Origin of the sequence: Streptomyces sp. NBC_00154, from assembly GCF_026342835.1 — a bacterium.
Classification (GTDB): Bacteria; Actinomycetota; Actinomycetes; order Streptomycetales; family Streptomycetaceae; genus Streptomyces.
This window is the reverse complement of the sequence record NZ_JAPEMI010000003.1, coordinates 259,733-276,788: the sequence shown is the minus strand read 5'-3', so window position 1 is coordinate 276,788 and position 17,056 is coordinate 259,733. Positions and strand designations below refer to the sequence as shown.

The window sequence follows — 17,056 nt, the reverse complement described above, 5'->3', positions numbered from 1 at the left end:
CTCCTAGCGTTCGCGAAGCCAGCTGCCCGTACCTGAGGAGCCCTCTATGACCACGCCGGTGATCGAACTGCGCGAGGTGAGCCGCCGATACGACGACGGCCCGCCCGCTCTGCACGAGGCGTCGCTGACCGTGCAGCCCGGCGAGGCCGTGGCGATCCTCGGTCCTTCCGGCAGCGGCAAGTCCACGCTGCTCAATCTGATCGCGGGCCTGGACCGGCCCGATACGGGGACCGTCACCGTGGACGGGGTGCGGGTGGACCAGCTGGGCGAAGCCGGATCGGCGCTCTACCGGCGGTCGAAGATCGGCATGGTCTTCCAGTTCTTCAACCTGCTCGACGATCTGACCGTCACCGACAATGTCGTCCTGCCCGCGCGCCTCGCGGGTATGGCACGTGGCGAGGCAGACCGCCGGACGGGGGAACTCCTGGAACTGCTGGGCATCGACCGGCACTCCCGCGCCTACCCGGGGCGGTTGTCCGGCGGCGAGCGGCAGCGCGTCGCGGTGGCCCGGGCGTTGATGAACCGGCCGGCGCTGCTCCTGGCCGACGAACCGACCGGGGCCCTGGACACGGCCGCCGGACAGGACGTCAGCAGGCTGCTCACAGGCCTCAATGCCGAGGGCCAGACCATCGTCGTGGTCACCCACGACCTGGCTCTGGCCCGGTCCTGCACGAACCGTACGGTCCGGATCGCCGACGGCCGGATCACCGAAGACGTCCGGTCGCAGGCCGTCGCCTCGGAGGCCGTCCGATGAGCGCGCTCGGCAAAGTGGTGCGCTCGGGGGTGAACCGACGCCGGGTGCAGACGCTGGTGATCGGGCTCGCCACGATGATGGCGGTGGCCGCCTCCGTCCTCGGCGGATCGCTGCTCGTGGTTTCCGGCGCGCCCTTCGACGACGCCTTCGCCAAGCAGCACGGCGCGCATCTGTCCGTGCAGTTCGACGCGGGCAAGGTGAGTGCCGGGCAGCTGTCCAAGTCCAAGGACACCGAAGGGGTGAGCGGTGCGGTCGGGCCGTTCCGTACGGCGACGGTCACCCCGCGGTCGGACGGGGCGGGCCCCGGGTGGCCGATGACCGTGGTCGGACGGGGCGATCCCGGCCGGGACGTGGACGAGGTGGCACTGCTCGACGGGCGGTGGCCCGCGCACTCCGGCGAGATCGTGCTGTCCGCCAACTCCTCGCTCTTCCCGACCATCGGCATGAAACTCGCCTTCCCCGATCTGTCCGGCGGTCCGACATTGACGGTGGTCGGTGTGGCCCGCTCGGTCACGCAGACCGCTGACGCCTGGGTGGTTCCGTCCCAGATGCGGGCGCTCACCGCGCCGGGCAGCGGGGGCTACCAGATGCTCTACCGCTTCACCGACGCGGGCACCGCCGCGCAGATCACCGCGGGCGGCAAGGCCGTGACGGAGTCTCTGCTGCCGGGAACGGCCGTCGGCGAACAGTCATGGCTCACCGTCAAGAAGACCGCCGAGCGCGACACCGCCCTCTACGTCCCGTTCCTCGTCGCGTTCGGCGCCCTGGGTCTGGTCATGTCGGTGCTCATCGTCGGCAACGTCGTCGCGTCGGCCGTCGGCACGGGAACGCGCCGCATCGGCATCCTCAAGGCCGTCGGCTGCACCCCGGCCCAGGTCGTGCGGGCCTACGTGGGCCAGGCACTGATCCCGGCCGCCGTCGGCACGGCCCTGGGTGTCCTCGTCGGTCACCTGCTCGCCGTCCCCGTACTGGCCGAGACCGAGGAGGTCTACGGCACCTCGTCCCTGGCCATCGCCCCCTGGGTCGACCTGGCGGTGATCGCCGGGGTGCTCTGTCTGGTGGCGGCGACCGCGTGGGCGAGTGCCTGGCGGGCCGGGCGGCTGCGTACGGTCGATGCGCTCGCCGTCGGGCGTACCACTTCGGCGGGGCGCGGCCGGTGGGCGGCCCGCCTGGCCGGACGGCTGCAGTTGCCGCAGCCGGTCGCCCTGGGCCTGGCCCGGCCCTTCGCGCGGCCCGCCCGCGCGCTGGCCATGGGCACGGCGATCCTGTTCGGCACCATCGCCGTCACGTTCACCGTGGGGATGGGCGCCTCGCTCGGCCAGGTGATGAAAGCCAAGGCCCACGACGCCGCCGATGTCGTCGTGCCCGCGCCCTTGCCGGACTTCGGACCTCAAGGCCCTGACCCCGAGAGACAGCCCAAGGCCGATCCCGCTGCAGTCGCCGCGGCCATCGAGGCTGCCGCCGGAACCGGGAAGTACTACAGCGCCGCGACGGTACGGGCGACCGTGTCCGGCCTGACCGGCACCATCGACGTGATCGCCTTCACCGGCGACGCCTCCTGGGGCGGCTACACGATGGTCTCGGGCCGCTGGCTCGACAAGCCCGGCGAGGCCGTGGTCCCGACCCCCTTCCTGGCCGCCACCGGCACCGGCATCGGCGACACCGTCACCCTGAACGGCCTGGCCGAGCCGGTCACGGTCCGGATCCTCGGTGAGATCCTCGACCCCCGTAACGACGGCATGCAGGTCTTCACCGACGCCTCGACCCTCACGGCCGCACAACCCGACCTGACGGAGACGAGCCATCACATCGCGGTCACGTCAGGCACCGACGTGACCGGCTACGTCGACGCGCTGAACAACGACCTGGCACCGCTGGGGGCCACCGCCCGGGCCGGCGGCCTCGACGCCGGCGGCGACATGGTCGTCACGCTCAACGCGCTGTCCGTGATCCTCACGCTGATGCTCGTCGCCGTCGCCGCGCTCGGCGTGCTCAACGGCGTGCTGCTCGACACCCGCGAGCGCGTCCGGGAGCTCGGTGTCCACAAGGCGCTCGGCATGACCCCCCGGCAGACCATCGCGATGGTCATCACCTCGGTCGTCGTGACCGGACTGGTCGCGGGCACTCTGGGCGTGCCGCTCGGCGTAGCCCTGCACGGCTGGGTCATCCCCGCGATGGGCGACAGCGTGGGGCTCCGCCTCCCCGGTTCCGTCATCGCCGTCTACCACGGGGCCGAACTGCTCCCGCTCGCACTCGGCGGCCTGCTCATCGCCACCCTGGGTGCGCTCCTGCCCGCCGGCTGGGCCGGCAGGGCCCGAACCGCCACGGCCCTGCGCACCGAATAGGAAGTCAGGTTCAGAGCTCGTGCCTCCGACCCCCACCGCAAGGAGCGGTGGGGGTCGGTTGGCTGGTTCCCTCCAGCTGGCGTGGGACGCGGGAGTTCCGGAGCTCTTTCAGCTCCGGGATTTGGTTAAAGAGCGTGCCGACGGAGACGCCGAGGACCTTGGTGACGTTGTTGGCCGGGTCGGGCAGCATGTCGCGGGCCGCGCGGATGAGGTCCTCGTTGACGACGGTGGGGCGCCCTCCCGTACGGCCGCGGGCGCGGGCGGCGGCCAGGCCCTCGTGGGTGTCCGGGGTTGATACTGGTGAGCTCGTCTATTCAACTGTCGTCAGTTCACCGTGGTGTCCAGCCGGATGGTGACCGTAGGTGATCTCCAGCGGCGTATCGGCTCCAGGTGCCGCCGGCTTGGACGGCCAGCTTGACGGTGGTGACTTGGTGGTAGCCGAGGGCGTCGGCAACGACGGGTGCGGGCATCTCCAGGACGTGCTGACGGATCGCGGAGACCCGGCTGGCGATGGTGGGGATGCCCAGGTCGTTGACCAGGGCCGAGAGCGCGTCGGGGTGCATCGGCTGTCCTGCCCGGCGCCCTGGGCACAGCCAGCGCGAGTCGCGATTTGTCGCGGTGTTCATGTTGTCCCGGTTGTCGATCCAGCTGAGCAGGAGATCGGCGACCGGTCCGGGGAGCGGGGAGGGCGGTTCGCCGAGCCGTAGGAGGACCTGGTCGCCGTCGTGGACCACGTCGTCGACGGTGAGGCGGACGACGCGGCTGAGCGGTTGCGCGTAGAGCAGGACGATGGCGGCCGCGACCCGGGGTCGGAGGGGGAGGTCGTGATCGGTCAGGAGGCGTCCATCGGGCAGGGCGTTGCTCGAGATGGTCTGTTTCAGGATGCCTTTTGGTCGGCGAGCTTCTCGATCTCGGTGGTCACCCGTGCCCCTCGGAAGAGCACCGGGAGCCACAGGAGACATGCCAGCAGGGGGACCGCGGCGTAGGTGGCCATGCCCACACTGGAGCCCAGCCCGTCCATGAGCGCGCCGAGGACGAGATAGCCGATGCCGATGAGCGCCGACTCCACGAATGCGATCATCGACAGCAGGCTCGCCCGGTGGCGCGACGGCACGGCCTCGTTGAACACGTTGTCCACGATCACGGCGGTGATCTCGGGAATCCCGACCAGGGCCAGGAACGCGGCGATGGTGACCCAGACAAGGCCGAGGCCGCTCAGGCCGAGTGCCGCGGCGAGCGTCAGGAGAGACACCGGGACGATGACCCGATACCCGATGCGCCGGTCCGCGCGGTCCGACAGCAGCGGAGTGAGCCCGCCGGCGAAGAATCCCGCCGATATGACCACGCTGACCAACGCGGTGCCCGCTCCCTGATCGGAGAGGGTCTTCTGCGTAAAAATGATGTACGGCGTCAAGGTCGCATGCATCAATCCGGACACCACGACAAGCGTCACGAGCGCCGGCGTGGCGACCCGAAGCATCGCCCGCCATGCTGTGGCGTCGCCGTGCTCCTCCTCGGCTCCGTCCTGCTCGTCCACCGCGTCCGCGCCGCGGATCTCGGGCACCCGTGACATCAGCACCACCACGGCCAGGACGAGGCACGCCGCCGAACCGACGTAGACGACTCCCCAGGAGATCTGCTGCAGTTGGCCGCCGAGGACGATGGCGGCTCCCGAGGTGACCGTCCCGAGCATGGTGAACCGGGACTTGATCTTGACGTAGCTGGCCGTTGCACCACGACGCACGAGCAGGTCGTACAGCAGGGCGGTGTCCGAACCGGACACACATGCCATGCCCACGCCCTGCCCGATGAACAGCGCCAGGAACACCCAGTAGTTGGAGAAAGCCACCTGACCGAGCAGACATCCAGCTATCAGCATCTGGCCGATCACGATGCTGGCACGCCTGCCGATTCGGTCGGCGATGACTCCCGTCGGCAACTCCGCAAGTCCGCTGACCAGGTAGAGCAGTGTCTGCAGTAGGGCCACTTGCCCGACGGAGAAGCCTCGCTGGTAAAGGAAGAGGACGAATACGCCGCGCTGGAACAGCGAGTTGGTGAGCACGGCGTATACGTAGAACGGGCGCGTGACACTTCGTGCTGCATTGTCGACTGCAGCCGACCCGCTAAGCCTTGATCCACCGATCTGATGGCTGTGGATGACTCTTCGGGAAACAAGGAAGTGCCTTGTGACCTGCGATGATGGGAGTTCTTGAGGCTTCCAGCACGCACGATCGGCAAGGCACTTCCGAGATGCAAGTTTCCCATACTCCAGCGGCGGTCTCCGCTGCGTTCGATGACCCGAATCTGGTCGCGCTTGCCGGGCTGGTTCCGGTGATGCGGCTGGCCGAACGGTGTGGGCTGTCGGGCCTGGTGACGCAGAAGGTGGAGCTGAGCGGGACGACGAACGGCGCGGGTGCGTCGGCGGACGCGAAGGTCAGCAGCATCGTGGCCGGCATGGCGGCGGGCGCGGACAGCATCGACGACCTCCGCATCCTGCGGCACGGCGCGATGCGGGCCGTGTTCACGGGTATCCGTGCGCCGTCCACGCTGGGCACGTTCCTTCGCGCGTTCACCCACGGCCACGCACTCCAACTCCACGCCGTCCACCGCAGGTTCCTCGGTCAACTGACCGCGCACACCCCACTGCTTCCCGGCGCCGATCAGATGGTGTTCATCGATGTCGACTCCACCCACAAGCGGGTCTACGGCCGGGCCAAGCAGGGCGCCGAGTACGGCCGGTTCAAGGGCATCCGCACCCTGCACCCCCTGCTCGCCACGATCTGCACCCCCACCTCCCGGCCGGTGATCGCAACAGTACGGATGCGCCGCGGCAAGGCAGCCGATTCCCGTGGGGCCCCGAAATTCGTCAGTGAGGCGCTGGCCACCGCCGTCGAGGCGGGCTGCACCGGCACCCGGATCCTGCGAGCGGACTCGCAGTTCTACAACGCCGGGGTGATCGCCACCTGCCGCCGGGCCGGAGCCCACTTCTCGATCACCTGCGGGATGAACCCCTCCATCAAACGGGCCATCCACACCCTCCCCGACCAGGCCTGGCAGCAGATCACGTACCCGACCGCGGTGCCCGATCCCGCAACCGGTGAACTCATCTCGGACGCCGAAGTCGCCGAGATCCCCGCCTACACCGCGTTCGCCAGCCGCACAAAAGCAGAGCGGGTCACCGCGCGGCTGATCGTGCGCCGGGTCCGCGACCTGGCCAAACCCGCCGTTGTGGGTGAGCAGGGCGAGTTGTTTCCCGTCTGGCGCTACCACCCGTTCTTCACCGACCAGCCCGCACAGACCCTCCAGGCCGAACGCGAACACCGTCACCACGCGGTCATCGAGCAGGTCATCGCCGACAGCAAAGCCTCTGCCCTGGCCCACCTGCCCTCCGCACACTTCCACGCCAACGCCGCATGGCTCACCCTGTGGGCGATGACCTACAACCTGCTGCGGGCCACCGGCGCACAGGCCTCCGCCTTCCACGCCAGGGCCACCACCGCCACGATCCGCACCCACCTGGTCCACGTTCCGGCCCGGATCGCCCGCTCCGGCCGCCGCATCACCCTGCACCTACCGCACAACTGGCCCTGGCAGCACGCCTGGACACACCTGTTCTCCACCGCCCACGGACCGGCCGGCTGATACGAACAGCCCCTGCCCGCCCCGCCCGCAAGGGCCCGACCGGAACCGAACCGTGGAAATGCTGGGCAGACCAGCGGACACAACCTGCCCTCACCCGGCCACCCGACCCGAAACCGATCAAAAGACCACTCTCAAACCACCTCGATGGATCAAGGCTAAGGGCCTCCGTGGTGCCGGTCATGCTGCGGGCTCCCTGGTGACTCCGGTGATCATTAGTGTTGGGCCTCCGCCGCCGACCGGAACCTCCAGCCTCGGTGTTTCACCGCGAGTTCCAGGGCTGGTGGCTGTCCGTCACCAGCTGGAAATGGTGCCCCGCGACCTGCAATGATCCGGCTTGTCGAAGGCTGGGATCGGATGCGGGTGGGGGCACCTTACACGTGCAGCGTAGCGAGTGGAGCCGGGGTCTGGCGATGCCCGAGGCTGCGGCAAACGCCCAACGGCGCCGGCCGCAGCCGTCGGCCTACTCGTCGTCGGTGGCGTCCTTGTCGCGCAGCGGCCGCAGCCCGCCGGGCAGCTCAGGAAGCTGGAACGAGTAGCGGCCCAGCATGTTGATGTGGTGCCGCACCAATGGGGAGAGGCGGGCCACATCCTCGTCGCGGACGTCGAAGCCGTTGGCGCGCAGCTGGTTGACCGCGGCGTCCATGTAGCGGGTGTTGAACAGCACGAGCGCGTTGAGGACCAGGCCCAGGGCGCCGAGCTGGTCTTCCATGCCGTCCTGGTAGCGGTGGTAGAGCTGCCCCTGCTTGCCGTGGAAGATCTTCCGGGCGAGTGCGTGGCGGCCGTCCTGGAGGTTGGCCTGCACTTTGATCTGCCTGCGGTAGCCGGGCTCGTCGGCCAGGCGCAGGATGTGCAGGGTCTTGGAGATCCGCCCGTAGTGGGCAATCGCGTCGCCCAGCGGGGTCGGGCGCCCGTCGCGCGCCAGCATCCGGATGACGTCGTACGCGCGTACGGCGCCGGTGTGGATGGAGCCGATGATCCGCAGGATGTCCTCCCAGTGGCGCTCGATCCTCGCGAGGTCGACCCGGCCGCGGGCGGCGTCCTGGAAGGCGCCGTAGTCGACAGTGCGGTCGATGCGCCACATCTTCTGGTCCGGCAGGTCCGCCAGCTGCGGCGCGTACGCGAACCCGGCCAAGGTAAGCAGGCCGAAGACGATGTCGCTGTTTATGTGAACAGTTCAAGTTGATCTTCCTTCGGTGCATCGCCCAGGGCATGGTCAGTGCGGTCGGTGTCAGTCGGGTCCGCTTGGATGACCCCATGTCGGTCTATGAAGTGATCAAGAAGTTGCCTGGTATCGCGGCTGTCCGCGATCACTCCAAGGCCCTGGCGATGTTGGACGCCGTTCTGTGCCCAGAGTGGGACTTCAGGTACTTCTCGTTCGATTCCCGTTGGTCGCAGGGGGAGGAGATGGCTTCGATGCGGGACGGCAGCGGCAACGACTACGCCATCGTGTTCGCCGCCGCCGGTGCGTACGCCCAGGCATGCAACCACGAGTCGCCGATGACCCCGTCTCACCTCTCGCCTCCGGCACCGTGGCCTGGGCTTTTCGACTCGGTCCCGGAGGTCTTCCGCTCTTATGTGGAGGAACCCGCCTTCGCCGACCACAACGGACTCCCGCGAGCCACCGTCTGCTTGTGGCGCGAACATTCCGACTCCCAGTGGAAGTGCGGCAACGTCCATGTCCCGGATGAGGAGATGGACGACGCCGACGGCGCGGAGTGGCTGTTTGATGTCCTCGTCGGGGGCTCGGCGGAGGCGTACCAGACCTTCGCCGAGGATTACTACGAGGTCACGCTGGACCTTTCGGCGGTCCAGGACATCTGGGACCTCAAGCCGCTGACCCAGCAGGGTGTCTCGGCATTGAATCCGAAGGCGACGCTCAGCGGTCTGGCAGAGGACATCGCCCAAATCGGTTATCCGACCGCCTGAGCGGCGTCGACGGCCGGTGTCCCGGAGCTGCTGGGGCTTACGACGAGAGCTCAAGTCGATCGACCTCCGGTGATTCGTTGGGGCCGTCAAGTGGTTCGTTGAGGTCGGCCAGCAGCTTCTCGACGCGCAGGCTGGTGCAGCGGTGCCGTTCGACCTCGCGGTCCCAGCCGCGCTCTGCTGCGTCCAGAGCGAGGGTCTGCTCGACTCGGCGGCGCGTCCGGAGCCGTGGCGCGTAGTCGGGTGTCGTGACGAACTTGGCGCAGGTCAGGTAGAGGTCGCATTCGCACGGCCCCTCAGCGGGCAGGCGCAGGCACCGGCCGAGTTCGAGCTCGGTCTTGAAGAAGTTCGTCTTGAGCCAGTCAATCGAGGTGTCCGGCAGCGCGCCGGTTCTGAGCTCGTCTCCCGTACGGAGGCGACCAGCCGGGCCAACGTCGTCACGCCGGGCAGCAGCACCCGCCGCTCGCGCAGCCACCCCGTCGCCGCGTCGAACAGCGCCTTCGGCCCCTCCCCGGTCGTCCAAGCCCGCGCGTCCACCCACCCCCGCAGCTCCGCCTCCGCGTCAGCGAACTCCGTGTACTCCAGGAGTTTCCGCAGCTCCCACATGTGCTCGAACCGGGTCTTCTCCCGCTCGCCGTACGCCTTCAGCACCGACGCGTCTGTGATGCCGAGCTGCTGGGCGAGGTAGTCGACGACTTCGGCCGGCACGTCGGTCGGGTCGTCCAGGAACACCCCGAGATACCGCACGGTGGTGAGCTGGGCCGCGAAGCCGAGCCGGTTGTGCGACCGCCCTTTGGACTCGATCAGCTCCCGGTCCGCATCGTCCAGGAAGAAGAACCGCTCCAACTCCGTACGCGACGGCGCCCCGTCGTACGCCGCGTACTTCGCGGCCTGCTCATCCGTCAGAAACTCGACCGGCACTCTCCGGACCTCCAGACAGTCAGGGATCAACACGACTGCCGAAGGCTCTGCCTCCACCGAACCCCAGGTCAAAGCGCTCTCAGGCGCGCGAAGGGCTTAGCGCCAGATTTCAACGGGCCAGACGCAGACGACCGGTCTCGGTCAGGGGTGCATTACGGTGCGGCACGAGGGCCTTTCCGGTCGCCGGTGCAGATGTCGCAATCCACACCAGGCCAGAAGGCCCTCACCCATTTCAAGATCACTCAACCGTGAACCCCGTCACCAACCTCCATGGACAGAACACCTAGCGGGCACTCGCCAGCTCCGAGGAGACCTCTGCCTTGTCGGTCAGGTCGGACACATCGAGGGAGGCCAGCGGAATCTTCGAGAACATCGGCGGCCCCTCCTCGGGTGTCGGCGCTGTCGGGCCGTAGATCCATTCGGTGAAGGCGTAGTCGTAGGTGTCGCGGTCCCGCAGGATCGCCTTGCGCTGCAGCCACCAGCCACCAGCCACCCCGTCCCCTGTCACCCCGTCAGCAGGGCTTGTGTGCTTGTGCATTCCCGGCGTGCCGAAGCTCCCGGACAGGGAACCCCCTTCGTACTTCTCCCCATTTCGATCATGAAACGAACAGGGATCATCACCGTAAGTTCGGGGCGGGAACCTCGCCGAGACCGGTGCCTCGGTCGGTGGCATCGCCACCGCAGGCTGCTGCAGCACTGACCCACCGGCAGGTCACACAGGGCGGCGCCGGGAAACCCACGGGAGCACCCGGCGCCGTCCAAGGGCCGGGCCCTGGATCCGGGCACGCGCCGGGTTCACAGACCGCGTTGGCACCGACGTACGCCCGTTCGCCGATGGTGATCGGGGCGACCGTTACCCATCCGTCGGCAACCTGGCAGGGACGCAGCGTGGCGCCGTAGCCGATCGCGGCGTCGCGGTCAACGCGCAGCAGCGTGGGCAGACCGACGAAACTGGTGGCGATGGTGGTGCCAGGGCCGACGCGCGCGCCCAGGAGCCACAGATAGGGGCCCATGGCAGGGGACTCATACTGAGCACCAGCACGTCCAGCGCCCACAGACGCAGATAGGTCGCTGCCAACGGAGGGTACCGGCCGGGTCTGATGCCCGCCGCCAGCGGCCGGGCGAGGGTGACGGGAACGATCCAGCGTACGGCGGTGTAACCGGCGAGCACGGCGATCGTCGTCCCCACCGCCCCAGCCCGACAACCGGGCGTGGTTCACCGCTTAGGAGACAGCCACCGGCCCGCGTGAGCAGCAGGAGCAGCCCGTACAACGCCGCCGCCTGGGCCATCCCGGCACGCGCGATCCGCCCACGTCGGCCGTGCCGAAGTGGCGCGGGACGGGGCTGCTCCACCACGCCGCGGGATCCCGCCGAGGCCACTACTTGCTCCAGCAACTGCGGGAACAGGTCGGCCTGCGCCTGCTGATGGGGCTGGGCGGATGAGACGATGACCAGGCCAGATCCGGTTGCTTGACCCCATTGTGTGCTGATCCGCTCCAGTGCCTTGGCAGCGAGTTCGTTGCTGCCCTGCCCGGAATAACAGGTGTCCAGGATCAGCATCAGGCGTCGGATGAAGCTTCCCCTTGATGTTGGACACCTGGAGACTGGGACGTGAGGTTCCAGAGGAAGTAGTGCCAGGTGGGAAGCAAGAGCAACCGCAGCAGGCGGTATTCGGAGGAGTTCAAGCGCGACGCGGTCGCGCTCGTGCGCTCCTCCGGCAAGACCGTCACCGAGGTGGCCCGGGACATCGGGGTCAGCGCCGAGGGACTGCGGAACTGGGTCAAGCAGGACACGATCGACCGCGGACGGGAGGCGCCGGGCGAGCTGACGACGGCCGAACGCGAAGAGCTGCGTCGGCTGCGGCGGCAGAACCGTGAGCAGGCCGAGACGATCGAGGTACTGCGAAAAGCGGCGGTCTTCTTCGCGAAGGAGAGCGATCGATGAGCGAGGTGTACGCGTTCATCGAGGCGGAGAAGACCACCCACGGAGTCGCTCTGTTGTGCCGGCTGCTGAAGGTGGCCCGGTCCTCTTTCTACGCCTGGTTGGCCGGTGAGCAGGCCCGCACCGCCCGCCGGGCCGCCGGGCCGCCGACGACGCCCTGGCGCACGAGATCACCGTGTTGCACATCGCCTCCCGATGCACCTCCAGATGTTCGGGCGCGCCAAACTCCCACTCCTCCGCAAACGGGTACTTCTCACCGCCGCCCGATGAGCATGCTGGCTCATTCTGGTGAGCGACGAGGGCCAGCCGAGAGCGATGCCACCTCAGCTTCCACCTGAGGAAGCTCTGTCCGCCGTGCGGGCGGTATCGAGACAACAGCATCTGCGGTCTGCCGCTGGAGAGGCTCGGTTTGCCAGGTGTCGGTGATGTCGGTCCAATGACGCAGGGTCGCTCTCCGGACACCCCCAGGCCGATCGCGGTCATACATGAGGTCGAAGCGATAGACCCGGCCTTCCTCCGAGATGATCTGCCCAAACTCGTGGTCTCCGCCGTCAGGGAAGAGATCGACGAGCACGGAGTTCGCCGGGTCGATCGACTGTTCCTTGAGCAGGTTCCGCAGCCGTACCCACAGATCGAGCGGGCTCTTCCGCAGCAGGTGCGTGTAGTGGATGTGCACGGCATGAGACATAGCCCAATCATCTGATACCAGGAAGCGGCACCACCAGAGAGACGGACCGGAAGATCGTTCACGGAATGTGTGCCAGAACCCACTACTGCGGTTCTGGCTCGCTTTCCGTGATGCGCGCACGCTGAGTAACGGCTGACGCTCAGATCGGGCGCCGGGAAGTTGCCTGAAAATGACCAAGGCCGATCTTGGTGTGGTCGACAGTGCGACGCCATGGAAGAGACGTTGCCCCGTCTGGAGGTGCTGTTGTTACCGTCCATCACGGACGTGTCGGTGCTGTCGCTGGACGTAAGCGACGACGCAATACGTATTGAGGCCTGCAGTACGGCGGCCGGGGCGGCGTGCCCGGATTGTGGGAGCGAGTCCAGTCGGGTGCATAGCTCCTACCTGCGGTTTCCTGCAGACGTGCCGAGTGGGGGACGTCAGGTGGTTCTCCATCTACGAGTCCGACGGTTCTTCTGTCCGCAGCCTTCGTGCGAACGGCGGACGTTTGCCGAACAGATGCCGGGACTGACCCGGAGGTACAGCAGGTGGACCGAGCGGTTGCGTTCGGCTCTCGCCGCAGTCGGTCTCGCCCTCGCCGGCCGGGCTGGTGCCCGGATGGCACGGGTCTTCGGGGTGTCCATCAGTCGCAGCGCGGTGTTGCGGCTGCTCGACGCCTTGCCCGAACCGGAAGTCCACGCCCCGAGGGTGGTCGGTGTCGATGAGTACGCCACACGCAAAGGACGGGTCTACGGCACGGTGCTGGTCGATGTGGAGACCCGTCGACCGGTGGATTTGTTGCCTGACCGGCAGGCGTCCAGCCTGGCTGCATGGTTGGCGAAGCGACCTGGGATCGAGGTCGTCTGCCGTGACCGCGCGCCGTTCTTCGCGGAGGGCGCCTCGGCCGGGGCGCCCCAGGCTGTCCAGGTCGCAGACAGGTGGCATTTGTGGAACAACCTTGGCGAGGCCGCTGAGCGGGCTGTCGCCCGCCACTGCCAGTGCTTGCGCGTCCTGGTCCCCGATCGGGAGGAGAAGGCTGAGGAACCGATGCCGCCCGAAGAGAAAGCGGACTCTCCATGGCGGAGCGACCGGTTCGCCAACCGCATCCGCGCCAGGCATGCCACCGTCCACGCGCTGCTGGAAGCCGGCCACAGTCGCCGCTCCATCGGGCGTCAGCTCCACATGACCGGCAGCCCGAAACCCCGGCGACATGCGACAACCTCGACCTGAGCATGTGGTTCAGGGACCAAGCAAAGGAACTGGCCACTACTCGAACAGGACTGTGGGTCATGGACCTGGACACAGCCTTCTACGTCGCACTGTTCCTGCGCGCTGCCCAGCACTCGATCCGGCGTGGCTGCCCCATCGTCTGCACCTGAGACCCATTTCGGTCCCGCTGGTCTCCCAGCGGATATCACTCACCGTGCACGCGCCACGGAAAGCGAGCCAGAACCACTCCTGCTCGATAAGGCCAGCAGGAGGCGGTTGTCCATGGGAAAGGGGCAGGAACGCGGCCTGCTGAGACGAGCGGAGCACGTCGACGAAAAACACATGGTGACTGTGTGTATTCACTCGGGTGGGTGACGTGAAGGGGCGGTGGTGTGTATGTGCGGGTGGCATGAGGCGGGGACGTTCGCACCCAGAAGGGTGCGCCTCGGAAGGAGGACATCGTGTTCCGCCATTCGACACGTAAGTTCGTAGTGGGTCTGTGCGCGCTGGCCGCGGCTGCGCCGGCGGCGCCGGCCCTGGCCGCCCCGGCCGGGGGTGCACCGCCCCCGGCGCCGCACACCGCCACCCCGGCTCTCCACCCGCAGACCCTCGCCGACCTGGACACCGCCATGCACGGCGAGGCGTACGCCTACGCCACCTACGGTCTCTTCGCCGCCGAGGCCGACCGCACGGGCCACCAGGGCATCGGCCGGCTCTTCCGCAGCACGGCACGGACCGAGCTGCACGAGCACCTGCACGAGGCAGCCGCCCTGACCGGTGTGGTCGGCACGAACGCCGCCAACCTGAGGCAGGCCATCGACGGCGAGACCTACGAACACCAGGTCATGTACCGCGACTTCGCCGACCAGGCCCGGCAGGATGGGGACCTCGATGCCGCGGATCTCTTCAGCGAGATCGCCGCGGACGAGGGCCGCCACCGCGACGCCTTCCGCACCGCGCTGACGGCCGTGACCACCGGCCGCGGCACCGTCCCGGCGCCGCCGAAGGCCGACGTGGTGCCGGTGCCCGCCGGGCTGCCGAAGGTCAAGGCCGACCGCACCAAGACCAACCTGGACACCGCCCTGCACGGCGAGGCACTCGCCCACGCCAAGTACATGCTCTTCGCTACCCACGCCCGGCAGACCGGCCATCCGGCGCTGGCCCGTCTGTGGGAGGGCACAGCCAAGATCGAACTGCAGGAGCACCTCGCCGGTGAAGCGGTCCTGGCCGGCCTGGTCCGCCCGACGAAGGACAACCTGCGCAAGGCCATCACCGGGGAGCGCAACGAAGCGAACAACCTGTACCCGGGGTTCGCCAAGCGGGCCACCGCCGTCGGCAACACCGCCGCCGCCCGCTACTTCCGCGACACCGCCGCCGACGAGGCCAAGCACGCAGCCGCCTTCCAGCAGGCGCTCAACCAACTGCGTTGACCCCGCGGGCTGAGCCGTGAGACCGGCCGGACACAAGGCAAGCACGTCCGGCCGGTCGACCCGTCATATGGGTCGACCGGGCTGCCACTGGCGCAGCTGTTGCCGCGTCACCCCCTGCCATCGGACTCGCTTGTTGAGAAGCGGCCATGCCAGACCGCCTTCGCACCCGAATCACCGATCCGATACACGTCAATGACCGCACCGACGGCCACGACCAGGGCGATCACCAACACCACAACGCGCACCGCAACGGAAGAGGTCAGCCGAGCCACGGCGGACACCCCGCCCTCGGCGGGGCTGTCGGCCGCACCACTGCGCCCACGCTCCCGGCGAAGGCCCGCCCGGTCAAGCAGCCAGACGACGACCGTCAGCACGAACAGGGCGATCGCCCACGGAGTGAGACCGGAACCCATCTCAGCGTGCTTTTCCAACAGCGCACTCTCCTGCACCCGCTCCTCCAGCCACTCACCGGACTCGGTGGCCAACACCACCAAAGCAAGAGTGATCAGCCCCAGGACCGGAAGCACCCAGCCGAGCCGGCGCGCTGCCGAAGGCCACAGCACACAGACGACGAGCACCAACGCCGTCAGCGGGACCAACACGACTGCGCCATGAACGAAGAGCGGATGGCCGGGAAGGCCGTTGATCAGCCCAACATCCACGGGACCTCCTCCAGCGGGCCTGCAAGGCACATCCGGGCCAATATATTGTGTTTCGGGCACTATGTGGCCAGATGTGTCCGCGTACGGGGGTCATGCGCACGTATGGAGCAGTGCCCGCAATCCCCTTATTCGGGAGAGAAACTGGGTCGACCCGGAGGACTGGAAGCCGGGCGATACTCAGGGGTGCAGGGTGACGTCGCGGGTCGGCAGTCCGACGGGGTCCTGGGGCGCCGGTGAGGGTGTCGGGGCAGGAGCGGGCGATCGCGTACAGGCCGCCGATGTCGGCGCCGACCGCTTGGCCGCGGCCGCGCCGTTCCCCGGCCTTGAGCAGCTTCACGTGTTGTCCGGGGTGATCTCGGCGGCGACCGCGGGTGCGCTCACTCGAGCGGGCGGAAGTCTCCCTGCGCCGATCGGTTGCCCCGCTCACGCCGCTCCCGCTGGTGTGCGGCCCCCTCGCCGGTCAGCGAGCATCCTGTGATCATGGCCATCGCCGTTGCCGTACCGGCCGCACTCCTGGCCGCCTGCTGTTTCGCAGTGGCGGCCGTGCTGCAGCAGGAGACTGCTGCGACCATGCCCGAGAAAGAGTCCCTTCGCCCCCGGCTGATCTGGGCTCTCGCGCATCGACCGCTGTGGCTGGCCGGCATCGCCCTGTCGGCCTTCTCCTTCGTCATCCAGGGCGTGGCACTCGCCTTTGGCCCGCTGGTGCTCGTGCTGCCGTTGGCGTCGACGGACCTCCTCTTCGCCCTGCCACTGATCGCCTGGCGACACCATCGGCATCTCACCCCGTGGGACGTGACAGGCGCGATGTGCACCGCCGGCGGAGTGGCCGCCTTCCTGACCGTGCTGCCCTACTCCGCGGGCGAGGGCCGGCCCGGCGTACGGGACTGGCTGCCGCTCCTGGCGGTGGTCGCGGCCTGCGTCACCGTGCTGGTGCCTGCGGGGCTCCGGACCTCTGGCCGGGTCCGCGCGGGTGTGTAGGCGGCGGCCTCGGGGCTGCTCTTCGCGCTGCTGGACGCGCTGACGAAGAACGCGGCAGGTCTCTTCCGAGACCGGGGTCTGGCCGCGCTGGTGCAGTGGGAGCCGTACGCACTGCTCCTCGTCGGCGGAGCGGGGCTGCTGTTGGCACAGAGCTCGTTCCAGGCCGGATCCCTGACGATCAGCCTCCCCCTCATCGACACCATCGAGCCGATCGGCGCCGTCCTGATCGGCGCCGCCGTCTTCCACGAACGCCTTGCCACGTCCGGGTACCTTGCCGTCCAGATCCTCGGCGCGGCCCTGGCCGTGACCGGCATCGTCATCCTGGACAGGTCGCCGCTGGTGCGCACATGAACGTGAACGCGTCAGCAGGTGACGCACACCGTGCCAACGCACGCTTTGGTCCGGCCCGGACGCACGTCCGCGAAACCCGATGCGGCTGATGGCCCCGCAATGCCCGCCCACGGTTCCCGACGGTGCCGCGGCCGGTCTTCTCGGCACCGTCGGAGGGCATCGGCAGCGCGACCGCCTCGCGCAGGCACGCGAAGCGCCGACCGCTCGGTCGACGAGCCGTACGGCCGATGCGC

At 68.4% G+C, this 17,056-nt stretch carries 13 protein-coding genes and 3 pseudogenes; 8 read left to right on the top strand and 8 right to left on the bottom strand.

Annotation, left to right across the window (positions count from 1 at the left end; genetic code table 11):
- Window positions 1-46: 46 nt before the first annotated feature.
- Both OHA03_RS46155 and OHA03_RS46150 read left to right on the top strand, forming a co-directional pair.
- Entirely contained in the window at window positions 47-754 is a 708-nt protein-coding gene (locus OHA03_RS46155) for an ABC transporter ATP-binding protein (protein WP_267009914.1), read from the top strand.
- Window positions 751-3,099: an FtsX-like permease family protein gene (locus OHA03_RS46150; RefSeq protein ID WP_267009913.1), complete on the top strand. Its 2,349-nt coding sequence runs from the start codon at window positions 751-753 to the stop codon at window positions 3,097-3,099. Before OHA03_RS46155 ends, OHA03_RS46150 begins: the two co-directional genes overlap by 4 nt.
- Before the next feature lie 329 nt (window positions 3,100-3,428).
- On the opposite strand, the gene OHA03_RS46145 is transcribed toward OHA03_RS46150, so the two are convergent.
- Both OHA03_RS46145 and OHA03_RS46140 read right to left on the bottom strand, forming a co-directional pair.
- Window positions 3,429-3,833, bottom strand: a complete 405-nt coding sequence (locus OHA03_RS46145) for a hypothetical protein (RefSeq protein ID WP_267009912.1) — start codon at window positions 3,831-3,833, stop codon at window positions 3,429-3,431.
- A gap of 143 nt (window positions 3,834-3,976) precedes the next feature.
- On the bottom strand, window positions 3,977-5,161 hold the full coding sequence (locus OHA03_RS46140) for an MFS transporter (protein ID WP_267009911.1): 1,185 nt from the start codon (window positions 5,159-5,161) through the stop codon (window positions 3,977-3,979).
- A 188-nt stretch (window positions 5,162-5,349) separates the two neighbouring features.
- Here OHA03_RS46140 and OHA03_RS46135 point away from each other — a divergent pair, with 188 nt between their 5' ends.
- On the top strand, window positions 5,350-6,741 hold the full coding sequence (locus OHA03_RS46135; RefSeq protein WP_267009910.1) for an IS1380 family transposase: 1,392 nt from the start codon (window positions 5,350-5,352) through the stop codon (window positions 6,739-6,741).
- Between the two features lie 460 nt (window positions 6,742-7,201).
- Here the strand turns inward: OHA03_RS46135 and OHA03_RS46130 are convergent.
- A pseudogene (locus tag OHA03_RS46130) lies at window positions 7,202-7,900 on the bottom strand (Tn3 family transposase); the annotation flags it as partial.
- A 95-nt stretch (window positions 7,901-7,995) separates the two neighbouring features.
- On the opposite strand from OHA03_RS46130, the gene OHA03_RS46125 reads away from it, so the two are divergent.
- On the top strand, window positions 7,996-8,667 hold the full coding sequence (locus OHA03_RS46125) for a hypothetical protein (RefSeq protein ID WP_267009909.1): 672 nt from the start codon (window positions 7,996-7,998) through the stop codon (window positions 8,665-8,667).
- Between the two features lie 387 nt (window positions 8,668-9,054).
- Here OHA03_RS46125 and OHA03_RS46120 read toward each other — a convergent pair.
- The 3 genes and pseudogenes from OHA03_RS46120 to OHA03_RS46110 all read right to left on the bottom strand — a co-directional run.
- A pseudogene (locus OHA03_RS46120) lies at window positions 9,055-9,585 on the bottom strand (DUF4158 domain-containing protein); the annotation flags it as partial.
- 283 nt (window positions 9,586-9,868) lie between these two features.
- Window positions 9,869-10,093 (bottom strand): hypothetical protein, encoded by a 225-nt coding sequence (locus tag OHA03_RS46115; RefSeq protein WP_267009907.1) that lies wholly within the window; start codon window positions 10,091-10,093, stop codon window positions 9,869-9,871.
- Between the two features lie 109 nt (window positions 10,094-10,202).
- Window positions 10,203-10,598 (bottom strand): hypothetical protein, encoded by a 396-nt coding sequence (locus OHA03_RS46110; protein WP_267009906.1) that lies wholly within the window; start codon window positions 10,596-10,598, stop codon window positions 10,203-10,205.
- 625 nt (window positions 10,599-11,223) lie between these two features.
- Between OHA03_RS46110 and OHA03_RS46105 the strand changes: the two genes are divergently transcribed.
- On the top strand, window positions 11,224-11,529 hold the full coding sequence (locus tag OHA03_RS46105) for a transposase (protein WP_267009905.1): 306 nt from the start codon (window positions 11,224-11,226) through the stop codon (window positions 11,527-11,529).
- Between the two features lie 277 nt (window positions 11,530-11,806).
- On the opposite strand, the gene OHA03_RS46100 is transcribed toward OHA03_RS46105, so the two are convergent.
- Complete coding sequence (locus tag OHA03_RS46100) at window positions 11,807-12,214, bottom strand: hypothetical protein (RefSeq protein WP_267009904.1); 408 nt, start codon at window positions 12,212-12,214, stop codon at window positions 11,807-11,809.
- Between the two features lie 210 nt (window positions 12,215-12,424).
- Here OHA03_RS46100 and OHA03_RS46095 point away from each other — a divergent pair, with 210 nt between their 5' ends.
- The gene (locus tag OHA03_RS46095) at window positions 12,425-13,423 is read left to right on the top strand and encodes an ISL3 family transposase (RefSeq protein WP_267009903.1); all 999 of its coding nucleotides are present in this window, start codon (window positions 12,425-12,427) and stop codon (window positions 13,421-13,423) included.
- A gap of 440 nt (window positions 13,424-13,863) precedes the next feature.
- The gene (locus OHA03_RS46085; RefSeq protein WP_267009902.1) at window positions 13,864-14,832 is read left to right on the top strand and encodes a ferritin family protein; all 969 of its coding nucleotides are present in this window, start codon (window positions 13,864-13,866) and stop codon (window positions 14,830-14,832) included.
- 107 nt (window positions 14,833-14,939) lie between these two features.
- Here OHA03_RS46085 and OHA03_RS46080 read toward each other — a convergent pair whose 3' ends face one another.
- The gene (locus tag OHA03_RS46080; protein ID WP_323181422.1) at window positions 14,940-15,494 is read right to left on the bottom strand and encodes a DUF2231 domain-containing protein; all 555 of its coding nucleotides are present in this window, start codon (window positions 15,492-15,494) and stop codon (window positions 14,940-14,942) included.
- 480 nt (window positions 15,495-15,974) lie between these two features.
- Between OHA03_RS46080 and OHA03_RS47950 the strand changes: the two are divergent.
- Window positions 15,975-16,823: pseudogene (locus OHA03_RS47950) on the top strand (DMT family transporter).
- Window positions 16,824-17,056 lie beyond the last annotated feature (233 nt).

Bases quoted from the DNA above. Each gene is read 5' to 3' on its own strand.
- OHA03_RS46155 (WP_267009914.1), top strand. From the start codon at position 47: ATGACCACGCCGGTGATCGAACTGCGCGAGGTGAGCCGCCGATACGAC.
- OHA03_RS46150 (WP_267009913.1), top strand. From the start codon at position 751: ATGAGCGCGCTCGGCAAAGTGGTGCGCTCGGGGGTGAACCGACGCCGG.
- OHA03_RS46135 (WP_267009910.1), top strand. From the start codon at position 5,350: ATGCAAGTTTCCCATACTCCAGCGGCGGTCTCCGCTGCGTTCGATGAC.
- OHA03_RS46125 (WP_267009909.1), top strand. From the start codon at position 7,996: ATGTCGGTCTATGAAGTGATCAAGAAGTTGCCTGGTATCGCGGCTGTC.
- OHA03_RS46110 (WP_267009906.1), bottom strand. From the start codon at position 10,598: ATGGGCCCCTATCTGTGGCTCCTGGGCGCGCGCGTCGGCCCTGGCACC.
- OHA03_RS46100 (WP_267009904.1), bottom strand. From the start codon at position 12,214: ATGTCTCATGCCGTGCACATCCACTACACGCACCTGCTGCGGAAGAGC.
- OHA03_RS46095 (WP_267009903.1), top strand. From the start codon at position 12,425: ATGGAAGAGACGTTGCCCCGTCTGGAGGTGCTGTTGTTACCGTCCATC.